Source organism: Streptomyces fragilis, assembly GCF_003112515.1.
GTDB classification, from domain to species: domain Bacteria; phylum Actinomycetota; class Actinomycetes; order Streptomycetales; family Streptomycetaceae; genus Streptomyces; species Streptomyces fragilis.
The window spans coordinates 329,854-351,707 of record NZ_BEVZ01000001.1; the positions used below are offsets into that span (position 1 = coordinate 329,854).

Sequence of the window (21,854 nt, forward strand, 5' to 3'; positions counted from 1 at the left end):
CGCCGGGTCAGCCGAAGATGTTCAGCTCGGCCTCACCCACCCCGGCCAGCTCGTAGGACGCGCCCGCCGCCGACCGCCCCGTGCACAGCCGGATCAGCGTCGCCGCGTCACCGATGTAGCGCCCCGGGGTCCGCGCGGGGTCGCCCAGCCGCACCGGCTCGTCGTAGCCGTCGAGGTCGGCGTGCACGGGGGCCAGGCCGTAGTGGGCGGTCACCCAGGCCAGCAGCCGCAGCGCGTCCGCCTGCCCGTCGCCCGCGTAGGCGCCGGGCAGTCCCCACGCCTCCCGCACGTCCCCGGCGTGCACCCACTCGCCGAACGCCACGCCGTCCCGTGACCCGCGCTCGTTCCGGGCGATCGCGGCGCCGGCCTCGGCCATCCCCCGCTCCAGCTCGTCCACGACCCGCGCCACCGGCCAGCCGGCCCGCTCCGCGATGTCCCGGGCGTTGGCCTCGGGACTGCCGGTCCCCCGCTCCCACCGGTCCTCCACCAGACGGGTGAGCACCGCCCCGCAGTGGGACAGCGCGTCCCGCACCGTCCACCCGGGGCAGGCGGGCACCGGGGCGTCGAAGTCGGCGTCCGGGCGGGACCGCAACAGCGGGACGAACACGTCCCGTTCGACGGTCAGCAGCCGTCCCGGCAGCTCGGGGTCGCGGTCGATTCGTCGTACGTCGGCAGGAGTCGTCATGCCGTCACGCTAGGGGTGGTCCCCGCCCGCCACCAGTCCTCCGCGGTGCGCCAGCGCGGCGGCCTCGCCCCGGGTGGCGACGCCCAGCTTGGCCAGGATGTTGGAGACGTGCACGCTCGCCGTCTTGGGGGAGATGAACAGCCGCTCGGCGATCCGGCGGTTGCTCATCCCCGCGGCGACGAGGGGCAGGACCTCCCGTTCGCGCGCCGTCAGCCCGTAGGGGTCGCCGGGCTCCCGGCCCGGGCGCGCGGGGCGCAGGGCCTCGGCCGCGGCGGCCAGCGGGCGGGCCCGCAGCCCACGGGCGACCGCGCCGACCAGGTCCAGCAGGCCGGCCGCCCGCTGCGCGTCGCCGTCCGCGCCGCGCGTGAGGAGCGCCTCGGCGAGCCGGAGGCGGACCCGGGCCAGGTCGAACGGCCGCTCCAGGGCCTCGAAGGCGGTGACCACGGCGGACCACTCGTCCACCGCCGCCTCCGGCTCCCCCGGTCCGTCCGCGCCGCCACCGGGCCCGCCCGCGGCCGTCGCCCGCCGCAGCTCCGCCCGGAACCACAGTTCGTGCGCCCGCCACACCGGCGCGGGCGTGGCCTGGCCCCGGGCGGCCGCGCGCAGCCGCTCCAGCAGCCGCGCGTCCACCGCCGTCGCCGTCGCCATCGTCTCCGTCGCCGCCGTCCGTGTCGCCACCGTCTCCGCCGCGCTCGTCTCCGCCGCGCTCGTCGCCGCCGCGCTCGTCGCCGCCGTCCTGGCGATCGCCGCCTGCACTCCGGCGAGCAGCAACGGCCAGGTGTGCGGGGCGGCCGCCGGGGGCAGCCCGGCCTCCAGCGCGGTCAGCAGCGCCGCGCGGGCCTCGCCGGTCCGGCCGCGGGCCGACGCGAGCAGGACCTTGGCGCAGGCCAGCGGGATGGACTCCTGCGGCAGCGGGTCGTCGGCGCCGTACAGCTCCCGCGCCTCCCGGAGCAGTCCCTCCGCCTCGTCCGTCTCCCCCCGGTGGAGCGCCACCAGCGCGGTGACCAGGCGGGCCGTGCCCTGCGACGCGGCCGAGTGACCGATCCGCCGGGTCCGCTCCGCGGCGCTCAGCGCACCGTCCCAGTCGCCCAGCGAGAACCGCGCCTCGGTGAGGTTGGCGTGCACCCAGGCCCGGGAGACCACCAGCCCGTTCCGCTCGGTGAAGGCCACCGCCTCCTCCAGCATCGCCGCGGCCTCCCGGGAGCGGCCCATCGACTCCAGTTCCGCGGGCAGGTTCACGTAGACCCGGCCGGCCTGGTGGATGAGCCCCGCGGCGATCGCCTCGTCCTTCACCGCGTACAGCTCCCGCAATCCGCCCGCCACGTCGCCCGCGTGGACGCGCAGACAGCCCAGGGTGGTCCGGGCGTTCAGCTCGATGGGCAGGACGCCGACCATCCGGGCGTACGTGACGGCGTGCTCGGCGGCGGCGAGCGCGTCCGGCCCGCGGTGGCGCACCATCTCCCACGCCGCCGAGTGGGCCAGCACCCAGGCGTGCACCCGGGACGGCGGCAGCCCGCGGGTCAGCTCCCTCGCCCGTTCCAGTTCCGCCCGGCCGTCCCCGCGGCCCAGCTTCTCCACGAGCAGCGAGGTCTGGTCCCAGAACCAGGCGGCGCGCAGCGGGTCCTTCCGCTCGTCGATCAGCTCCAGGGCGCGCCGGGCCAGCTTCAGCGCGCGGTCCCGCTCCCCGCACAGGCGCCCGGCGACGGCGGCCTGGGAGAGCAGGTCGACGTGGTCCAGGGCCCGGGCCGGCTCGTCGGGTCCGTACAGCGACATCTCCTCGTGGTCGGGGAGGCGCAGCGCCGGCCTGATCTCCTGGGGCGCGATGTCCCACAGCTCCAGCGCCCGCTCCAGCAGGCGCAGTTGCTCCGCGTAGGCGCGGCGGCAGCTCGCCTCCCCGGCGGCGGCCAGCACGGCGGGCAGCGCCTTGGCGGCGTCGTGGGCGCAGTACCAGTAGCCCGCCAGCCGGGTGGCGCGGCGGTCCGGGGCGACGAGGGTGGGGTCGGCCTCCAGGCACTCGGCCAGGCGCCGGTTGATCCGGGCGCGCTCCCCGGGCAGCAGGTCGTCCGCGACGGCCTCGCGGACCAGGGAGTGGCGGAAGCGGTAGCCGTCCTGTTCGGCCTCGGCGAGCAGCAGGTTGGCGCCGACGGCGGCCCGCAGCGCGTCGTCCAGCCGGTCGTCGGGCAGGCCCGCGACGGCGGCGAGCAGCCGGTGCTCCACCGTGGACCCGGCCTCGGCGGCGATCCGCACCACCCGCTGGGCCTCCTCGGGCAGCCGCTCGACGCGGACCAGCAGCAGGTCGTGCAGGCTGTCGGCGCGGTCGGAGCAGGAGAGTTCCTCGACGAAGAAGGCGTTGCCGTCGGAGCGCCGGTGGATCTCGTCGACGCGGTCGGCGCCGGGCGGCGCGCCGTGGATCCCGGTGAGCTGGCAGGCGACCTCCTCGCGGGTGAAGCGGCCCAGTTCGATCCGGCGGACGGTGCGCAGCCGGTCCAGTTCGGCGAGCAGCGGCCGCAGCGGGTGCCGGCGGTGGACGTCGTCGCTGCGGTAGGTGGCGAGGACCAGCAGGCGGCCGGTGCGCAGGGTGCGCAGCAGGTAGGCGAGGAGATGGCGGGTGGAGGCGTCCGCCCAGTGCACGTCCTCGATGACGAGGACCACCGTGCGGGCGGCGGACAGCTCCTCCAGCAGCCGGGCGGTGAGCTCGAACAGGCGGGCCAGGCCCTCGTCGTCGTGGCGGCCGCGCGGGATCTCGCCGCCGATCTCCGGCAGCAGCCGGGCCAGTTCGTCCTCCTGGCCCGCGACCGCCGCGGCCAGCTCCGCGGGCAGTTCCCGGCGCAGCACGCGCAGGGCGGTGGAGACGGGGGCGAACGGGAGTCCGTCCGCGCCGATCTCCACGCAGCCGCCGACGGCGACGACCGCGCCGCCCCCGCGAGCCGCGGCGGTGAACTCCTCGACCAGACGGGTCTTGCCCACCCCGGCCTCGCCTCCGAGCAGCAGCGCCTGCGGCTCGGCGGCGTCGGCCCGTGCGAGCGCCTCGGTGAGGACCCGCAGTTCCTCGGTCCGGCCGACGAACACCGGACTCACGTTCCTGGTCTCCACGTGGGGGAGCATCGCACAGGCCCGCGGGGCGGGGGCGGGGACTTTCCGCGGTGCGGGAGCGAGGGCGCCGAAGCCGCCGCGTCCTCGCGGCACGACCGCCCCGTTCACGCGGCGAGGCCGTTGGGCCCCCGCCGGGCCGCCCGGCGCACGGCGGCCGCCGCCTCCGCCTCCCGCCGGGCCGCCTCACGCGCCGCGGCCTCTCGCCGGGCCTCCCGGCTGGCCCGCACCACGGCCCGGGCCAGCCGTTCGCGCGCCGCCCGCTCCCTGAGCTCAGCCGCCCGAATCTCCTGATACCTGTACTCGAACATGACCTTCCCCCTTGCGTTCCTCGATTGCGAAGCACCTCAACCTTCGCTTCCAAGGGGGGTTCGGGGCATCGGGAGACTGCCCCATCTTCGGCCCGGCACGCGTCCTAGACCGGCGGCCGCGCCACTGCCCGCGGCCTAGGACCCACCGCGAGGCGGCCTAGGACGCCTCACGCGCCACACACCGCCGGGGCTCGACCGGCGGGCGGGACGTCAGTCCCCCGCCCCGCCGAGGGCGGCCCTGAGGTGGCCGCCGGACTTCTCGAGCAGCCGCGCCGCCGTCTCCGCGTCCACCCCGGCGGCCACCACCAGCACCGCGGGCTTGACCTCGCCGCCGGTGGCCCGCAGCGCCGCGGCCACCTCCTCGTCCGGCGCGCCCGTGGCCAGGGCGACGATCCGGTGGGCGCGCGCCCGCAGCTTCTCGTTGGTGGCCCGGACGTCGACCATCAGGTTTCCGTAGGTCTTGCCGAGGCGGACCATGGTGATGGTGGAGAGCATGTTGAGGACCAGCTTCTGCGCGGTGCCGGCCTTCAGCCGCGTGGAGCCCGCGACGATCTCGGGGCCCACGACCACCTCGACGGGATGCTCCGCCGCCGCGGCCAGCGGGCTGCCCGGGTTGCAGGCCACGCCCACGGTGAGCGCCCCCGCGGCGCGGGCGTGCTCCACCGCGGCCACGGCGTAGGGCGTCCGTCCCGAGGCCGAGACGCCGACCACGCAGTCGCCGGAGGTCAGGCCGAGCGCGTCGAGGTCGGCCCGCGCGGCGTCGGCGTCGTCCTCGGCGCCCTCGAGCGAGGTGACCAGCGCCTCGGGGCCGCCCGCGATCAGTCCGGCGACCTGCCCGGGGGCGGTGCCGAAGGTGGGCGGGCACTCGGAGGCGTCCAGCACGCCCAGCCGGCCGGCCGTCCCGGCGCCCGCGTAGATCAGGCGGCCGCCCCGCGCCATCCGCGCGGCGATCGCGTCCACGGCGGCGGCGATCCGCGGCACCTGTCCGCGGACCGCGGCGGGCACGGCGGCGTCCCCCTCGTTCATCAGTTCCGCGATCCGCTCCGTGGGCAGCCGGTCGAGCTCGGCGAGGTCGGGGCGGGCGGCCTCGGTGGCGAGGCTCTCGAGCTGGACTCTCAGGTCGGCACCGGACATGTCGGCGGGCACTCCCGGGGTCGTGGGGCGGGATCGGCGGGCGGGGTCGGCGAGGCTGGATCGGCGGGCGGAGCCGGCGGAGCGGGGGGCGGGCCGGCGGACGCGGCAGGCGGGTCGGCGGACGCGGCAGGTGGGTCGGAACGGCGGATCGGCGTCGGTGGCGGGCGGGGCGGCGTCGGCGTCGGGCGCCTCTCAGCGCCGGTGGCGGTGCGCGAGCGCCTCGTAGGAGGCGGACAGGGCGGGCGCGGCCCGGTCGTAGGTGCGCTGGGCGACGCCCACGAACAGGCAGTCGACGACCAGCAGCTGACCGGTGCGCGAGGACATCGCGGCGGGCCGCAGTTCGCTCTCGCGGGCAGTCGAGGTGGTCAGCACGTGGTCCGCGTACTGGGTGACCGGCGAGCCCGGCCGGCCGGTGACGGCCACGGTCGTCGCACCGTGCTCGAAGGCCACCCGCAGCGGCTCGATCACGTCCCCGGTGGAGCCGGAGTGGGTGATCGCCACCGCCACGTCCCCGGGGCGCAGCTGCACGGCGTTGGTGACGGCGAGGTGCGGGTCGCTGTGCGCGTGCGCGACCATCCCTATCCGCAGCAGCTTCTGCGCCAGGTCCTGCGCGACCAGACCGGAGGCGGCGACCCCGTACACGTCGATCCGCCGGCCGGCCGCCATCGCCGCGACGGCCGCGCCGAGCTGCGCGGTGTCCAGGGAGGCGGCGGTGTCGGCCAGGGTCTGCCGCTCGTCGTGGGCGAGCTTGGCGACGACCTCGGCGATCGGGTCGTCGACGGATATGTCGGCGGTCACCGAGGGTGCCCGGCCCGACTCCTGCTGGGCCGCGAGGCCGGCCAGCGCCAGCCGCAGGTCCCGGTAGCCGGGGTAGCCCAGCAGCCGCGCCGTGCGCACCACGGTGGCCTCGCTGGTGCCGGTGAGCTGCGCCAGCCCGGTGACGGTGAGCGCCGCGCAGCCCGCCGGGTCGCCGGCGACGGCCTCGGCGACCCGCTGCATGGACCGCGTCATCGACGGCGCCAGCGTCCGCACCTTGGCCGCCAGCGCGGCGGGCGCGGGCGGGGCGGGCGCGGGCCGGGCGGGCGCGACGGCACGAGCCGGGGCGCGGGTCGCGGCCTGGCGGGCGGCGGACTGCTGGCTCGCTGCGCTCACGAAAATTTCCTTCATCTCACGAGGTGTACTTGAAAGATATTTTCACCGCCTGGCCGCGGTCAAGGGCGCGTGACAATGGGGGCATGAGCGCCATCAGCCCCCTCGAACAGGCCGTGCACGCGGCACGCGCCCTCGTCCTCGCCGATCTGGTAGCTGGAGACGTCGCCCACGCCGACGTGGTTTCCCTGGTCGAGGACTCGGTGGTGCAGCGGCGCTGGTGGGTCGAGCAGTGGCCGGAGGGCGCGGACTTCCTGCCCGGGCTGGTCGCGCAGGACGTCCAGGACGCGCTGCTCGACAAGTACGGGCGGTGGCCGCTGTGCCCGGTGTGCGCGCACGGCGAGCCGCACGCGCTGGAGGTCGAGCCGGAGCTGGGGGCGGACCCGCACTGGGTGTGCCACCAGGCGGGCGTACGGGTGGCGGCGGTCGGCGGGCTGGCTTCCGCCCTGCCGGGCGCCTCCTGATCCCGTGGCCCTCTACATCGACCCGCCCGCCTGGCCCGGACACGGCCGTCTGTGGTCCCACCTGATCAGCGACGTGTCCTTCGACGAGCTGCACGCCTTCGCGGCCCGGCTGGGCGCGCCCGGCCGCGCCTTCGACGGCGACCACTACGACATCCCCGCCGACCGGTACGCCGACGCGATCGCGGCCGGCGCCGTCCCGGTCCGCAGCCGCGAGCTCGTCCGCCGCCTGCACACCGCCGGCCTGCGCCGCCGCAAGACCCCGGGCCGCCGCTGACCGCACCGAGCATCCGGCGGGCGGTCGTTCCCCCGCGAGGACCGGGTGCGGCGTCCGCGACCGCCCGGGTTCGGCTGCCGTCAGTCCTCGCGGCGCTCGAAGACCAGGACGCCGCCGGCCTCGTCGACGTGGCCGGCGCGGCGGAAGCCGCCGCGCTCCAGGACGTGCCGGGAGGCCGTGTTGGCGGGGTCCACCCGGGCCGTCACCACCTCCACGCCGTCGCGGGCCAGGGCCCAGGTGCTCAGCGCCCGCAGGGCCTCCGTGGCGTAGCCCTTGCCGCGGGCGGCCACGGCGAGGTCGTAGCCGATCTCCACCTGGCCGTGCTCGTCCGGCGGCCCGTGGAAGCCCATGGAGCCGACCGCGCGGTCGTCCTCGCGGCGCACCAGGACGTAGGAGGACCACTCGGGCCGGAAGGCGCCCTTCCCGTACGCCGCGGTGATGAGGCCGGCGCCCTCCCGGGTGCCCTCGAACGGTCCGCCGGAGACCCAGGCGAAGCCGCCGTCGCCGCCGAGCGAGAGGTCCGCCGCGGCCGGCACGGTCAGCGCCTCCAGCGTCAGCCGCTCCGCCTCGACGAGCGGGTTGTTGTACCAGCGCCACTCGTCCACCGGTTCCTCGCCGGGCAGCGGCCCCCGCCCGGTGGCCCACAGCAGCGTCCGCCACGGGTCCTCGCCCTGCCGCACGTGGGGGAAGAGCCGCGCGAGCACGTAACCGCACAGCTCGGCCGACGGCCGGAAACCGACGCCCAGCCCCTGCGCCATGTCGTGGGTGTGGAGCAGGACCTCCGCCATGCCCATCGCGGCGAAGCCCTCCCGCCCGGCGCTGCGGAACGGGTACGGGTGGAAGCCGCGTGCGGCCCGGGGCGCGGTGCGGCAGGCGAGGGCGAGCATCAGGCCGCCCGCCTCGATCGCCTCCAGCGCGTCCTCGGGCGAGGCGGCGCCGTCGTGCGGCGGGTCCAGGACGTACTCGACCGGCCGGTAGGCGGCCGGCGCGCGCGTCACCAGCTGCGTGGCGTAGGCGAAGAGGTCGCTGACCACGTGCTCGGCGGTGCGCAGGCAGTCCCACTCGACCCGTCCCGCGCGGACGCCGGACCAGTCGCGTCCCGTGGCCGGCCGCAGCGCCTCCACCGCCTCCGCCACCGTGTCCGTCACCGCTCGCGCCGCCGCGTCGCCCCCGAGGGCTCCCAGATTTGTCATGTCCGGAGCCTAGGCCGCGATCAGCCGGTGAGCAGGTCCATTTCGGCCCGCAGGTTGTAGCGGGCGGTCGCCTCCCAGTGCTCCGCGCCGTACGGGGTGCGGTAGAGCCGGGGCAGCTCCAGGAGCTGGCGCAGCACCGCGGCACGGCCCTCGCGGAACAGCTCGGGGGGCACGAAGTGGTACTCCTGCCGGACCGCCGCCGTGTAGGCGGCGTACGCCTCGGGCGGGGAGGCGAGGACCGCCAGGTCGGCGTCGCACAGGACCTGGCCGTCCCGGTCGTCGTCGGCCGGGTCGTGGGTGACGGTGAGCCGGACCAGGCGCACCACCTCGGCGGTCCTCGCCGCGTCGACGCCCGCCTGGCGGAGCGCGGTGTCGGCGAGGCGGGCGGACCGCTCCTCGTTCTCGGAACGGTCCGGCCGGTACACGGCGTCGTGGAACCAGGCCGCCAGGCGCACCACCTCCACGTCGGCCGCGTACCGCTCCAGTTCGTCCACCCGGTCCAGCACCGCGGTCAGGTGGGCGAGCGTGTGGTAGTGCCGCTGCGGCTCCGCCCAGCGGGCCAGCAGCCGCTCCGCGTACGGCGCCGGATCCGGCTCCGCGGCCCCGCCGCGGGCGGCGGTCAGGGTCCGCGCCCAGCGGGCGCGCAGTGCGTCGAGGTCGGCGAGGTCGGCCTGTGATGCGGTCATGCCCGCATTGTGCGCCGCTGCGCCCGCCGCACGCGCTCCGGGGCCGGCCCGGCGTGTGCGACGCTTGAAGCCGCACGCTCAAGCACGCCCAAGCAGTCCCCAGCACGCTCGAGCACTCCGCACACCCCGCAGCACTCCGCCGCACCCAGACCCGCCGCGACGTCCCGCGGGGGCGCCCGGCACCCGGCACCGGCTCACCGCCGCGCCGCCCGTACCGACGCGTCCCGTCGCCTCACGTCGCGACACGTCCCGTCCCGGAAAGGACCGCACCGCCGTGAACCACGCACAGCTCAACGCCCTGGGCCGCGCCCTGCGCGTGCTCGGCGAGCACGGGGAGGCCCTGGGTTCCGACACCCCCGACTCACGGCTGCACGAGCTGAAGGGCGACCTGCGGCGCGCGATGGAGCTGCTGGAGGACACCGTCACCACGGCTGCCCCGGCCACCCGCTGCCCGGAGCACCCCAACGGCCCGGTGGACGCGAGCGCCCAGGACCTGTGCCTGCTCTGCGAGACCCGCCGCCGCTCCGCCCGCCGTGCCCGGCTCAGCGGCGGTCCCGTCCCGGACCGCCCGGTGGACCCGGTGCCGTCGCGGTACGGGATGCACGGCGACCGCCCGCAGCCGCAGCAGCGCTGGCTGCCGGAGGCGTGGAACGGCCGCGGCTGGGAGCTGTGCGGCGCGCCGCGCCGGGACCGGCGGGAGGCCGAGCTGTTCCTGGCCGCCGAGCGCCGCTCCCCGCGCCCGGCCATGGCGTACCGGCTGGTGCACGAGTTCACCGACTACGAGGTGCTGCGCGTCTGGGGCGAGCCCCGGGTCGTCCCCGTCGAACCGATGGGCTGACCGAGGGCGCGCCCCACGGGCCCCGCGGTAGCGCCCCACGGGCCCCGGGTGCCCCGTGGTCGCCGTGCGCGGCCGGCTCCATGGGCACGCGAACGGGCCCGGGACGCGGCGGCGGTGCGCGTCCCGGGCCCGATCGCGTCCCGGCGGGGTCCGCCGGGACCGTTCGCGGTCCCGGCGGAGGGGGATCAGTGCAGGTTCATCAGCGAGGCGGCGTCGTACGGCGTCATCTCGTCCGTGCGCCCGCCGAGCAGCTTGGCGCCCCACTCGGGGTCCTGCAGCAGCGCACGGCCGACCGCCACCAGGTCGACCTCCTCACGCTCCACGCTGTCCAGCAGGTCGTCGACGGCGCGCACCGGGGCGCCCTTGCCGGCGAAGGCGTCGGTGAAGTTGCCGTCCAGGCCCACCGAGCCGACGGTGATCACGGGCTTGCCGAGCAGCTTCTTCGTCCAGGCGGCCAGGTTGAGGTCGGAGCCCTCGAACTCGGGCAGCCAGTAGCGGCGGGTGGAGGCGTGGAAGGCGTCGACGCCGGCCTCGGAGATCGGCCGCAGCACGGCCTCCAGCTCCTCCGGGGTGGTCGCCAGCTTCGCGTCGTACGCCTCGGACTTCCACTGGGAGAAGCGGAAGATGACCGGGAAGTCGGGCGAGACCGCGGCACGGACCGCCTCGACGATCTCCACCGCGAAGCGGGTGCGGGCCACCGCGTCGCCGCCGTACTTGTCGGTGCGGCGGTTGGTGCGCTCCCACAGGAACTGGTCGATCAGGTAGCCGTGGGCGCCGTGCAGCTCGATGCCGTCGAAGCCGACGCGCTCGGCGTCGGCGGCGGCCCGGGCGAAGGCGGCGACGGTGGCGTCGATGTCCTCCTGGGTCATCGCGCGGCCGTTCGGGGCCGCCTCACCGTTCAGCAGCAGACCCGAGGGGCCCTCGGACGGGGCGTCGGGGGACGGGCCGCGGCCCTCCGGGCGGGTCATGCCGACGTGCCACAGCTGCGGGACGATCTTCCCGCCCTCGGCGTGCACCGCCTCGACCACCTTGCGCCAGCCGGCCAGCGCGTCCTCGCCGTGGAAGCGCGGCACCCGGCGGCTGTCACCGGCGGCGGGACGGTCGATGTACGTGCCCTCGGTCACGATCAGCCCGACCTCGGCCGCGGCGCGCCGCCGGTAGTAGGCGACGACGTCCTCGCCCGGCACGCCGTCCGGGGAGAACTTGCGGGTCATGGGAGGCATCACCAGGCGGTTGCGCAGCGTCATGCCGTTGATGGTGAGCGGGCGGGCCAGGACCCGGGAGGCGCGGTCGGCGATCTCGGCACCGGTGGCGACGGTCACGTGGGGCTCCTAAGGGAGGGACAGTCAGGGGTCGGTCTTCGGTCACACTGCGCGGGCGCGTGCGCCGTCCGGCGGCGCGCGCGTCCGCGTACTTGTGCGAACCAGTCGGTATGCCGGGGCATTCCCCGTCGCCGGTGACGATCGGCACACCGCCCCCACCCGCGCCCGCGCCCACGCCCGGGGCGACGGCGGCGAGGCGCCGCCCTTGCGCGGAACGCCGAAGGGCGGCACCCCAGCGGGGTGCCGCCCTCCTGTGTCTCGCGTGTCTCGCGCGAGGCGGACCGTGGTCCTCCGAGCCGTCAGACTCAGAAGTCCATGTCACCGCCCGGCATGCCGCCCGGGGCGGCCGCGGCGGCCTTCTCCGGCTTGTCGGCGATGACGGCCTCGGTGGTGAGGAACAGCGCCGCGATGGAGGCGGCGTTCTGCAGCGCGGAACGGGTCACCTTCGCCGGGTCGATGATGCCCTCGGCGATCAGGTCGACGTACTCGCCGGTCGCGGCGTTGAGGCCGTGACCCGGGGTGAGGTTGCGGACCTTCTCCACCACGACGCCGCCCTCGAGGCCGGCGTTGACGGCGATCTGCTTCAGCGGGGCCTCGAGCGCGAGCTTCACGGCCTGGGCGCCGGTCGCCTCGTCACCCTCGAGCTCCAGCTTCTCGAAGACCTGGGAGGCCTGCAGCAGGGCCACGCCACCACCGGCGACGATGCCCTCCTCGACGGCGGCCTTCGCGTTGCGGACGGCGTCCTCGATGCGGTGCTTGCGCTCCTTGAGCTCCACCTCGGTGGCGGCGCCGGCCTTGATGACCGCGACACCGCCGGCGAGCTTCGCCAGGCGCTCCTGCAGCTTCTCGCGGTCGTAGTCCGAGTCGCTGTTCTCGATCTCGGCGCGGATCTGGTTGACCCGACCCTGGACCTGGTCGGCGGAACCGGCGCCGTCGACGATGGTGGTCTCGTCCTTGGTGATGACGACCTTGCGGGCGCGGCCCAGGAGGTCCAGGGACGCGTTCTCCAGCTTGAGGCCGACCTCCTCGGAGATGACCTCGCCGCCCGTGAGGATGGCGATGTCGGTGAGCATGGCCTTGCGGCGGTCACCGAAGCCGGGGGCCTTGACCGCGACGGACTTGAAGGTGCCGCGGATCTTGTTGACGACCAGGGTCGACAGGGCCTCGCCCTCGACGTCCTCGGCGATGATCAGCAGCGGCTTGCCCGACTGCATGACCTTCTCGAGGAGCGGGAGCAGGTCCTTGACGGAGCCGATCTTGGAGTTGGCGATGAGGATGTACGGGTCCTCGAGCGACGCCTCCATGCGCTCCATGTCGGTCGCGAAGTACGCCGAGATGTAGCCCTTGTCGAAGCGCATGCCCTCGGTGAGCTCGAGCTCCAGACCGAAGGTCTGGGACTCCTCGACCGTGATGACGCCTTCCTTGCCGACCTTGTCCATCGCCTCGGCGATGAGCTCGCCGATCTGGACGTCGGCGGCGGAGATGGAGGCGGTGGAGGCGATCTGCTCCTTGGTCTCGATCTCCTTGGCCTGCTCGAGCAGGGCGCCGGAGACGGCCTCGACGGCCTTCTCGATGCCGCGCTTGAGGGCCATCGGGTTGGCACCGGCCGCCACGTTGCGCAGGCCCTCGCGGACCAGCGCCTGGGCGAGCACGGTCGCGGTGGTCGTACCGTCGCCGGCGACGTCGTCCGTCTTCTTGGCGACTTCCTTGACCAGCTCGGCGCCGATCTTCTCGTACGGGTCCTCGAGCTCGATCTCCTTGGCGATGGAGACACCATCGTTGGTGATCGTGGGGGCGCCCCACTTCTTCTCGAGGACGACGTTGCGGCCCTTGGGGCCGAGCGTCACCTTGACGGCGTCCGCGAGCTGGTTCATGCCGCGCTCGAGGCCGCGCCGTGCCTCCTCGTCGAACGCGATGATCTTGGCCATGTGAAGTGGTCCTCCCAGGACTGGGGGTGATTCCTTCGGACCGCGCCCGCGCCCGCGACGGACGGCCTGCGTGCCGGGCGGTTCCTTCCCCGCCAACGGCAACGCGGACCTCACCGACCCGGTCCATCGTTGTCACTCTCACCTTCAGAGTGCTAACGCAATGATTAGCACTCGCCCCCTCCGAGTGCAAGACGCTCTCCCGATCCCGCCCCCGTTTCCCGCCCCCTGGACACCCTCCCGGGCGCTGTGGGGCCGGCGCCGGACGCCGGGAACGCAAGGGGCCCGCGACCCCCCGAGGGGGGCCGCGGGCCCGATGTCACGTCAGGATGTTCGGTCGAGGCGTTCAGCCGGCAGCCAGCCGGACCATGTCCGCCTGCGGCCCCTTCTGGCCCTGCGAGATCTCGAACTCGACCCGCTGGCCTTCCTCGAGGGTGCGGTAGCCGTCCATCTGAATCGCGCTGTAGTGCACGAAGACGTCCGCACCACCGTCGACCGCGATGAAGCCGTACCCCTTCTCCGCGTTGAACCACTTGACGGTGCCCTGAGCCATGCCTAACTCCCCTATTACTGGCCCTTGCACAGATCCACACTTCGCGGATCCGGGTCAGACCTCACCCGCCGCCGAGAGCGACGGGCGTGCGCCGGAACGCGTCGACCGCGGCTGAATGTATCTGTCCAACTGCCCTCTGCAACAGGTCAATCCGACGACAATTCTGGGGGCGGGGGGTCTGGAATATGCCGAGATTTCGCCGGTATTCAGGGCAAGTCGGGGCGGACAGAAGGAGCGAACTACGCAAACGACCCGCGCAGTTTGGCTGCTTCTTGCCGTGCGGGAGGCAGGAACTCTTCGGCACCCGGCCCGAGTTCGGCGCGGGATACCCAACTGTACCGCGCCCAATCATGCAGAATCGCCCCCTCCGGTTGTCGGCGGAATGTGACGCCGGCACGGGGCCGGCGCGAACCGGAGAGGGCGATGCGCGAAAGCTGGTGGTAACCGCCTTTCCGCTATCCGAAAAGGAGTACCGGAAGACGGACGGGGAAATGCGCGGCCGTCAGGCGCCGCCGGCCACCGCGGGAATGATCGAGACGTTGCCGCCGGCGGGCGTCGCGGTCTCCAGCCCCTGCTCGAAGCGCACGTCGTCGTCGTTCACGTAGACGTTGACGAAGCGCCGCAGCTTGCCCTGGTCGTCGAGCACGCGCGCGGCGATGCCCGTGTGGTTCTTCTCCAGGTCGGCGATGACCTCGCCCAGGGTGGCGCCCTCGGCCTCCACCTCGGCCTGTCCGCCGGTGTAGGTGCGGAGGATGGTGGGGATGCGGACGGTGACGCTCATGCGGGGTGACCTCCGATGACGGTGAGCGGGTGACGGGACGGACGGGCCGTGCGGTCCGGCCGGGCGACGGTCGGTCCGCCCGACGGTCGGGTGACGTCGGGCGGACCGGCGGTCAGGCGAGGCCGGCCTCGCGGAAGGACTCCAGGCTCGGCCGGATGGTCGCGGTGAGGCCCTGGTCGGCCACCGCGTCCAGCGTCTTGAGGCCGTCTCCGGTGTTGAGGACGACCGTGGTGAGCGTGGGGTCCAGGAGCCCGTTCTCGATCAGCTTGCGGGTCACGCCGACCGTCACGCCGCCCGCCGTCTCGGCGAAGATGCCCTCGGTGCGGGCCAGCAGCCGGATGCCCGCCACGACCTCCTCGTCCGTGACGTCCTCCACCGCGCCGCCGGTGCGGCGGGCGATGTCCAGGACGTACGGGCCGTCGGCCGGGTTGCCGATGGCCAGCGACTTGGCGATGGTGTCCGGCTTCTGCGGGCGGACCACGTCGTGGCCTGCCTTGTAGGCGGCGGAGACCGGCGAGCAGCCGTTCGCCTGGGCGCCGAAGAGCCGGTACGGCTTGTCCTCGACCAGGCCGAGCGCGATCAGCTCCTTGAGGCCCTTGTCGATCTTGGTGAACTGCGAGCCGGAGGCGATCGGGATCACCAGCTGGTCCGGCAGCCGCCAGCCGAGCTGCTCGCAGATCTCGTACGCCAGCGTCTTGGAGCCCTCGCCGTAGTAGGGGCGCAGGTTGACGTTGACGAAGCCCCAGCCCTCGCCGGCCGGGTCGCCGATCAGCTCGGAGCAGAAACGGTTCACGTCGTCGTAGTTGCCGTCGATGCCGACCAGCTCGCCTCCGTAGACCGCGGCCATGACGACCTTGCCCTGCTCCAGGTCGTGCGGGATGAACACGCAGGAACGGAAGCCCGCCCGGGCGGCGGCCGCGCCGACCGCGCCGGCCAGGTTGCCGGTGGAGGAGCAGGAGAGGGTGGTGAAGCCGAAGGCGCGGGCGGCCTCCAGGGCCTGGGCGACCACGCGGTCCTTGAAGGAGTGCGTCGGGTTGCCGGAGTCGTCCTTGACGTACAGGCCGCCGGTGACGCCGAGCTCGCGGGCCAGGTTGTCGGCCTTGACCAGCTTGGTCCAGCCCGGGTTCAGGTTGGGCTTGTCGGCGACGTCGGCCGGGACGGGCAGCAGGGGTGCGTAGCGCCAGATGCTGGCGGGGCCGGCCTCGATGCGGCGGCGGAGTTCCTCGGCGTCGTAGGAGGAGAAGTCGTAGGCGATCTCGAGGGGCCCGAAGCATTCCTCGCAGGCGAAGACGGGGCCGAGCGGGACGCGGTGGCCGCATTCGCGACAGGAGAGCGCGGTGGCCGGACCGAGATCGACGGGGGCGGCGGAGGTCGTCGTGGACGCGGAAGCGGTCGTGACAGTCTGTACAGCCATGAGAGGCGAGGCCCTTTCTCCTCATCTTCCTCAGCGGCGTCTTCGCCGTGAGACGGATTTGGCACCTTCCCTAGCCGGGGCCTCGCGTGACGCGGGCGCGGCTGGAGGGTTGCCGGGGCTTCATCGGGCCGTATCCCTCTGCCCCTCTGGATGAGCGTTTTTCTGTTGTTGTGGAGTTGTTTCGCGTCGTGCGTTTTGAGCCGCTCCCGCAAGGGGGACTCGCATCTACCAGTCGAGTGACGCCGACCCCGACATGCGGTGGTCACTGGTGATGTTCAAGACTGTAACCGAAGGCCAGGACAGTTGAGAGGATCGTCCGGAACGCGAGACGGACCGTCCGCCGCGAGGCAGGCGGGGACAGTGAAGGAGCCGGTGACTGTGCTGGAAGAAGTCGAAGGCTGGCTGGGCACACGCTCCTGGCATGTGACCGATCGCCCGCTGCACCAGATACTCGCCGCCAAGCGCCAGAGCGGCTCGACCGTCTCCGTCGTCCTGCCGGCGCTCAACGAGGAGGCGACCGTCGGTGACATCGTCTCCGCGATCCGCCGGGACCTGGTGGAACAGGTCCCGCTCGTCGACGAGCTGGTCGTCGTCGACTCCGCCTCCACCGACCGCACCTCCGAGGTGGCCGCCGCGGCGGGCGCCAAGGTGGTCCACCGCGACAGCATCCTGCCCCGGGTCCCCGCCGTCCGCGGCAAGGGCGAGGTGCTGTGGCGCTCGCTGCTGGCCACCAGCGGCGACATCGTCTGCTTCGTCGACGCCGACCTGCGCGACTTCTCCTCCGACTTCGTCACCGGCACGGTGGGGCCGCTGCTCACCGACCCGGGCATCTCGCTGGTCAAGGCCATGTACGACCGCCCGCTGGGCGCCGAGCCCGGTCAGGGCGGCCGGGTCACCGAGCTGATGGCCCGCCCGCTGATCAACCTGCACTGGCCCCAGCTGGCCGGATTCGTGCAGCCGCTGGGCGGCGAGTACGCGGCCCGCCGGTCGCTGCTGGAGCGGCTGCCGTTCCCCGTGGGCTACGGCATCGAGCTGGCCATGCTGATCGACTCCCTGCACACCGTGGGCCTGGACGCCCTCGCCCAGGTCGACGTGGGCGTCCGCAAGCACCGCAACCAGGACAGCCAGGCCCTGGGCCGGATGGCCGCCACCATCTACCGCACCGCCCAGCTGCGGCTGGCGCGCGGGCAGATGGTCCGGCCGCTGATCACCCAGTTCGACCGGACCGAGAAGGGCTTCACGCCGCGGACCCACGCGGTGGACACCCTGGAGCGGCCGCCGATGGCGGAGATCGTCGAGTACCGGTCGCGGGAAGTGGCCTGATCCCTCCGTGCGGAGAGGCGCCCCGCCCCCGGGCGGGGCGCCTCTCCCGCCGTTCGCATGATCTCCGCACGTTTGGATTTTTCCCCTCCGGGCTAGGTGACGCGTATGGGTTCCGCCGAAAGATCTGCACAGGTATTGGTCGCCTCCAACCGCGGCCCGGTCTCCTACTCGCTCGCCGAGGACGGCTCGCTGGTCTCCCGGCGGGGCGGTGGCGGCATGGTCTCCGGACTCTCCGCGATCGGCCCGGACGCCGGCGCCCTGTGGGTCTGCTCGGCGCTGAGCGACGGGGACCGCGAGGCGGTCCGGCGCGGGGTGGGCGAGCCGGGCGTGAAGATGCTCGACATCTCCGCCGAGACCCATCACGCGGCGTACAACGGCATCGCCAACTCGGTGCTCTGGTTCGTGCACCACATGCTCTACCAGACCCCTCTCGAACCGGTGTTCGACAGTGAGTTCCGGATGCAGTGGGCCGCCTACCAGGAGTTCAACCGGGCCTTCGCCGAGGCGCTGGCCGAGGAGGCCGCCGAGGGTGCGGCGGTGCTGATCCAGGACTACCACCTGACGCTGGCCCCGGGCATGCTCCGCGAGCTGCGCCCCGACCTGCGCATCGGGCACTTCTCGCACACCCCCTGGGCCCCGCCGGAGTACTTCCGGCTGCTGCCCGACGACGTCGCGGAGTCCGTGCTGCGCGGCATGCTGGGCGCCGACCGCCTGGGCTTCCTCACCCAGCGCTGGGCCGACGCCTTCACCGCCTGCTGCGACACCGTCGTCGGCGGCCTCGGTGACACCCGCATCGGCGTGCACGGCCTGGGCGCCGACGCCGACTTCCTGCGCGAGCGGGCCCACCGGGCCGACGTCGACGAGCGGGTGGCGGAGCTGCGCGCGGAGATCGGCCAGGACCCCGACGGGAACCTGCGGAAGACGATCGTGCGGGTGGACCGCACCGAGCTCTCCAAGAACATCGTCCGCGGCCTGCACGCCTTCCGGCAGCTGCTGGACGACCACCCCGAGTGGTGCGACCGGGTGGTGCACGTGGCCTTCGCCTACCCCTCGCGGCAGGACCTCGCCGTCTACCGGGACTACACGACGGAGGTCGCGCGGGTCGCCGAGGAGATCAACGCGGAGTACGGCACGCCCTACTGGACGCCCGTGGTGCTCAACCTCAAGGACGACTTCGCCCGCTCGCTGGCCGCGTACCGGCTGGCCGACGTGGCGCTGGTCAACCCCATCCGCGACGGCATGAACCTGGTCGCCAAGGAGGTCCCGGTGCTCGCCGAGAACGGCTGCGCGCTGGTGCTCTCCAGGGAGGCGGGGGCGCACGAGGAGATGGGCGACGACGCGATCACCGTCCAGCCCTACGACGTGAACGCCACGGCGCGGGCGCTGCACGAGGGCCTCACCATGCCGCCGGGCGAGCGCGCCGACCGCACCAAGCGGCTCGTCGCGGCGGCCACCGCCACGCCGCCGGCCAAGTGGTTCCTCGACCAGCTCGACGCGCTGACCGCCACGGCGCACTAGCGGGACGGGCCACCCGACCCCCGTTCCGCCGGCCGCGGGCCGCGGTCAGCGGAACGGGGGCCCGGGAGCGGGGGCGCCCAGCGCGGGGGCACCTGGGGCAAGGATGTCCGGCGCAGGAGCGTTCGGCGCGGAAGCGTTCGGCGCTGGGGTGTCCGGCCCGGGGGCTCCCGGCCCGGGGGCGTTCGGCACGGGGGCACCCGGCTCGGGGGTGTCCGGCGCAAGGGCGCCTGGCGCAAGGACACCTGGCGCAAGAGCGACCGGCGTAAAGACATCCGGCGGGAGGGCACCCGGCGTAGGCGCGTCCGTCGCAAGGACGTCCGGCGCGGGACCACCCGGCGCGAGGGCACTCGGGGCAGGGGCGTCCGGCGCGAAGGCACCCGGCGCAAGGACGCCCGGCGCGGGAGCACCCGGCGCAGGCCCGTCCGGTCCGGGAGCATCCGGCGCGGGAGCACCCGGGGCAGCGGCGCCCGGGGCGGGGGCGTTCGGGGCAGGGGTGGCGTAGAGCACCAGGTTCCGGTCGTAGCCGCCCGCCGCCCGGCGGTAGACGCCGGTGCAGGTGACCAGCACCAGCCGGTGAGGGCCCTCGCGGGTGAACAGGTCGGACGGCAGGGCGCGCTGCGGATAGGTGCGGCGGGCGGTGATCCGGTAACGGCGGGCCAGGCCGTCCGCCCCGACCACGTCGACCACCGCGCCGACCCGGAGCCGGTGCAGCGCCGCGAACACGCCCAGGCCGTCCCGTGCCGTGTCGACGTGCCCGGCGACCAGCAGGGTGCCCCGGGCGGCCCCGGCCGACGCCCCGAGCGCCCACCAGCCCCCCAGGTGGGGGTCCCCCGGCAGTGCCAGCGAGCCGTCGGCCCGCGCGGCGACCGGGACCAGCCCCGCCCGGAAGCCCTCCGGGCCGCGCACCTCGGTGGGCACGGCCGGGCCGCGGCCTCCGGCCGGTGCGACCGAGGCGGCGGAGGCGGCCGCCGACGGCACCGGGCCCGCCTCCCCGAGGGGAAGCGGGCCCGCCAGCACGGCCCACCCGGCGGTCGCCGTCGCCGCGCCGAGCGCGCACACGACGGCGGCGACCGCACCGCGGCGCCGTCGCTGCAAGGTCAGCTCCGGTGGGCCGACCGCCGACGGTTGCGCACCAGCCAGGCGGCGCCGACGCCGGCGAGGAGGCCGCCGCCGATCAGGCCCGTGACTCCGGCGGCGGGCATGCCACTGTCCTGCTCCGCGTCCGCGAGCTGTCCGCCGCTGCCGGCCTTCACCGTCCCGGCCTCCTTCGCCGCGTGGCAGACACCGCCCCGCACCATGTCGAGGTGCATCGCCACCACCGGCCGCGCGGCCCGCGCGGCCGCCTTGACCTCGGCGTTGCCGCCGGCCTTCAGCTCCTGGTCGATCAGGGCGAGGGTCTTGGTGTGCGCGGCTTCCTGCAGCGTCAGCCACGCCTTGTCGTAGGCGCTGCTGCCCGCCTTGGCCTGGACGGCGGCGAGTTCCCGCTTCTGCTCCTCGGTGGGGCCCGAGGGCAGCGCGATGTCGAGCTTGCCCGCCAGGGTCCGCACGTCGGCGTCGAGCTTCGTGTGGTCGCGCACGAGGATCATGCCGACCTTCTTCACGCACGCGGTCGTGGCGTTCTTCTGCGCGTCCTGGCCGGCGGCGATCTCCGCGAGATTGCCCTGGTGCGCGGCCTTCACGAACATGACGTCCTGGTCGTCGACCGCCGCGGCCGACGACGGTCCCGCCGAGGTCACGGACAGGGCGACCGCGAGGGCCGCGACGTACGCGAGCCGGGTTCGTATCACGAGCTGCTCCTTTCACGCCCGCCGTGGACGGTGCCGCGACGGACAGGGAAGAAGGCGCTGCTTCAGCACCCGACAGGGATGAATCCCACGCGACACGCCGGAATCGTCACCGGAGGCCGGCAATTCACCCTGACGGCCCACAGGCGCGGACGGCGCGCGGCTCCCTCGGGCTCGCGTGCGGGGCGCGGGTCAGCCCAGGCGGGCGGCGAGGGCCGACAGGAGGCGGACGACGCCCTCGGGGTCGGGGACGACGACGTCGGCGCGGGAGGCGAGCTCGCGGACCTCCTCGTTGGCGCTGCAGACCAGGACGCCGGGCAGCCCCTCACCTCGCAGCGCCTCCACCGCGTCGAACGCGGGGATGTCCCCGAGGTCGTCCCCGGCGTACAGCACCGCGCCCGCGCCGACGTCACGCAGGTAGGCACGCAGCGCGACCCCCTTGTCGATCCCCGGCGGCCGCAGCTCCAGCACCATCCGGCCGGGCTCGACGATCAGCCCGTGCCGCTCCGCCAGCGCGTCCAGCGGCGCCCGCAGGGCCTCGAAGGCAGCCTCGGGGTCCTCCGCCCGCCGGGTGTGCGCGGCCAGCGCGCGGCCCTTGTCCTCGATCCAGGTGCCGCGCGACTGCGGCACCGAGGCCAGCACCTCGGGGAACTCCCGCCGCACCGCCTCGACCCCCGGGTGCGGGTCCGGCGCCGTGACCTTTCCGGTGGCGGCCTCCCACCGTTCCGCCCCGTAGTGCCCGAGCACCACGAGGTGGTCGAGCCCGGCCACCCCGGCGAAACCGCCGTTGCGCACCGCCACCTCGGCCGGCCGCCCGGTGACCACGGCCACCGCCGCCACCTTCGGCGCCAGCGCGGCCAGCGCGGGCACCGCCTCGGGGTGCGCGCGGGCCCGGTCCGGGTCCGGCACGATCGGCGCCAGCGTGCCGTCGAAGTCCAGCGCGATCACGGCGCGTTCCGGTGCCGCGAGGATGGCCTCGAGCCCGTGCCGTCCGGCCTCCGTCACCGGTTCCGGGAGGCCGCCGCCGGCCGAGGGGTTCGCGGGGTTCTGGTTCTGGTCGCTGCCCATACCGGGACCATAACCGCGCAGTCCGCTGCCAACCCCCCGATCACCGTTCCGCGCGGCGGCTGTCCCGGACGCGGCGCAGCCGGTTCACCGTCACCGGGTCGTGCGCCAGCGCCCGCGGGTCGTCCAGCAGCGCGTTGAGCAGCTGGTAGTACCGCACGGGGGCGAGGCCGAGCTCCTCGCGGATGGCCCGCTCCTTGGCGCCGGGCCCCGCGAACCCCCGCCGCTCCAGCGCGAGCACGTCCCGTTCCCTGCCACTGAGCTCCTCCATCCCTGCACGGTAACCGCTGCCCCGGACACACCGCCGGACCGGGACGGCGGCCACGCCGCGAGCACCGCGGGACC

The 21,854-nt window shown here is 74.6% G+C and carries 21 protein-coding genes and 1 riboswitch; of the genes, 5 read left to right on the plus strand and 16 right to left on the minus strand.

Annotated features, from left to right (window positions below):
* Positions 1-7: 7 nt before the first annotated feature.
* From Sfr03f_RS01425 to Sfr03f_RS01445, 5 genes are all read right to left on the minus strand, one after another.
* Complete coding sequence (locus tag Sfr03f_RS01425; protein WP_108951797.1) at positions 8-685, minus strand: maleylpyruvate isomerase family mycothiol-dependent enzyme; 678 nt, start codon at positions 683-685, stop codon at positions 8-10.
* 9 nt (positions 686-694) lie between these two features.
* A complete protein-coding gene (locus Sfr03f_RS01430) occupies positions 695-3,790 on the minus strand; it encodes a helix-turn-helix transcriptional regulator (protein ID WP_108951798.1) in 3,096 nt (1,031 codons plus the stop codon).
* Positions 3,791-3,882: 92 nt separating this feature from the next.
* Positions 3,883-4,086, minus strand: coding sequence for a hypothetical protein (locus Sfr03f_RS01435; protein WP_108951799.1), 204 nt, complete (start codon positions 4,084-4,086; stop codon positions 3,883-3,885).
* Positions 4,087-4,296: 210 nt separating this feature from the next.
* Positions 4,297-5,220, minus strand: a complete 924-nt coding sequence (gene murQ / locus Sfr03f_RS01440; protein WP_108951947.1) for an N-acetylmuramic acid 6-phosphate etherase — start codon at positions 5,218-5,220, stop codon at positions 4,297-4,299.
* A 192-nt stretch (positions 5,221-5,412) separates the two neighbouring features.
* The gene (locus tag Sfr03f_RS01445) at positions 5,413-6,387 is read right to left on the minus strand and encodes a MurR/RpiR family transcriptional regulator (protein WP_108951800.1); all 975 of its coding nucleotides are present in this window, start codon (positions 6,385-6,387) and stop codon (positions 5,413-5,415) included.
* Between the two features lie 68 nt (positions 6,388-6,455).
* Here Sfr03f_RS01445 and Sfr03f_RS01450 point away from each other — a divergent pair, with 68 nt between their 5' ends.
* A complete protein-coding gene (locus tag Sfr03f_RS01450; protein WP_108951801.1) occupies positions 6,456-6,833 on the plus strand; it encodes a DUF8819 family protein in 378 nt (125 codons plus the stop codon).
* Between the two features lie 4 nt (positions 6,834-6,837).
* Entirely contained in the window at positions 6,838-7,107 is a 270-nt protein-coding gene (locus Sfr03f_RS01455) for a DUF4031 domain-containing protein (protein WP_108951802.1), read from the plus strand.
* Positions 7,108-7,187: 80 nt separating this feature from the next.
* Here Sfr03f_RS01455 and Sfr03f_RS01460 read toward each other — a convergent pair whose 3' ends face one another.
* Both Sfr03f_RS01460 and Sfr03f_RS01465 read right to left on the minus strand, forming a co-directional pair.
* On the minus strand, positions 7,188-8,300 hold the full coding sequence (locus tag Sfr03f_RS01460; RefSeq protein WP_108951803.1) for a GNAT family N-acetyltransferase: 1,113 nt from the start codon (positions 8,298-8,300) through the stop codon (positions 7,188-7,190).
* A 20-nt stretch (positions 8,301-8,320) separates the two neighbouring features.
* Complete coding sequence (locus Sfr03f_RS01465) at positions 8,321-8,986, minus strand: HD domain-containing protein (RefSeq protein WP_108951804.1); 666 nt, start codon at positions 8,984-8,986, stop codon at positions 8,321-8,323.
* Positions 8,987-9,260: 274 nt separating this feature from the next.
* Between Sfr03f_RS01465 and Sfr03f_RS01470 the strand changes: the two genes are divergently transcribed.
* Positions 9,261-9,824 (plus strand): hypothetical protein, encoded by a 564-nt coding sequence (locus tag Sfr03f_RS01470; RefSeq protein WP_108951805.1) that lies wholly within the window; start codon positions 9,261-9,263, stop codon positions 9,822-9,824.
* A gap of 185 nt (positions 9,825-10,009) precedes the next feature.
* On the opposite strand, the gene Sfr03f_RS01475 is transcribed toward Sfr03f_RS01470, so the two are convergent.
* The 5 genes from Sfr03f_RS01475 to thrC form a co-directional block, all read right to left on the minus strand.
* The gene (locus tag Sfr03f_RS01475; protein WP_108951806.1) at positions 10,010-11,146 is read right to left on the minus strand and encodes an NADH:flavin oxidoreductase; all 1,137 of its coding nucleotides are present in this window, start codon (positions 11,144-11,146) and stop codon (positions 10,010-10,012) included.
* Positions 11,147-11,451: 305 nt separating this feature from the next.
* A complete protein-coding gene (gene groL / locus Sfr03f_RS01480; protein ID WP_108951807.1) occupies positions 11,452-13,074 on the minus strand; it encodes a chaperonin GroEL in 1,623 nt (540 codons plus the stop codon).
* Positions 13,075-13,417: 343 nt separating this feature from the next.
* Positions 13,418-13,624 (minus strand): cold-shock protein, encoded by a 207-nt coding sequence (locus Sfr03f_RS01485; protein WP_005486335.1) that lies wholly within the window; start codon positions 13,622-13,624, stop codon positions 13,418-13,420.
* A 502-nt stretch (positions 13,625-14,126) separates the two neighbouring features.
* A complete protein-coding gene (locus tag Sfr03f_RS01490; protein WP_108951808.1) occupies positions 14,127-14,405 on the minus strand; it encodes a MoaD/ThiS family protein in 279 nt (92 codons plus the stop codon).
* Positions 14,406-14,517: 112 nt separating this feature from the next.
* On the minus strand, positions 14,518-15,819 hold the full coding sequence (thrC, locus tag Sfr03f_RS01495; protein ID WP_108951809.1) for a threonine synthase: 1,302 nt from the start codon (positions 15,817-15,819) through the stop codon (positions 14,518-14,520).
* An 18-nt stretch (positions 15,820-15,837) separates the two neighbouring features.
* A riboswitch (SAM riboswitch) is annotated at positions 15,838-15,976 on the minus strand.
* Positions 15,977-16,197: 221 nt separating this feature from the next.
* On the opposite strand from thrC, the gene Sfr03f_RS01500 reads away from it, so the two are divergent.
* The gene (locus tag Sfr03f_RS01500) at positions 16,198-17,142 is read left to right on the plus strand and encodes a glucosyl-3-phosphoglycerate synthase (protein ID WP_108951810.1); all 945 of its coding nucleotides are present in this window, start codon (positions 16,198-16,200) and stop codon (positions 17,140-17,142) included.
* Positions 17,143-17,247: 105 nt separating this feature from the next.
* Complete coding sequence (locus tag Sfr03f_RS01505; RefSeq protein WP_108951811.1) at positions 17,248-18,660, plus strand: alpha,alpha-trehalose-phosphate synthase (UDP-forming); 1,413 nt, start codon at positions 17,248-17,250, stop codon at positions 18,658-18,660.
* A gap of 45 nt (positions 18,661-18,705) precedes the next feature.
* On the opposite strand, the gene Sfr03f_RS01510 is transcribed toward Sfr03f_RS01505, so the two are convergent.
* From Sfr03f_RS01510 to Sfr03f_RS01525, 4 genes are all read right to left on the minus strand, one after another.
* Complete coding sequence (locus Sfr03f_RS01510; protein ID WP_159105508.1) at positions 18,706-19,755, minus strand: class F sortase; 1,050 nt, start codon at positions 19,753-19,755, stop codon at positions 18,706-18,708.
* Positions 19,756-19,757: 2 nt separating this feature from the next.
* Positions 19,758-20,447 (minus strand): DUF4142 domain-containing protein, encoded by a 690-nt coding sequence (locus Sfr03f_RS01515; protein ID WP_245967333.1) that lies wholly within the window; start codon positions 20,445-20,447, stop codon positions 19,758-19,760.
* A 189-nt stretch (positions 20,448-20,636) separates the two neighbouring features.
* Positions 20,637-21,512, minus strand: coding sequence for a trehalose-phosphatase (gene otsB, locus Sfr03f_RS01520; protein WP_108951812.1), 876 nt, complete (start codon positions 21,510-21,512; stop codon positions 20,637-20,639).
* 40 nt (positions 21,513-21,552) lie between these two features.
* Positions 21,553-21,780: a DUF3263 domain-containing protein gene (locus Sfr03f_RS01525; RefSeq protein WP_108951813.1), complete on the minus strand. Its 228-nt coding sequence runs from the start codon at positions 21,778-21,780 to the stop codon at positions 21,553-21,555.
* Between the last annotated feature and the right edge of the window lie 74 nt (positions 21,781-21,854).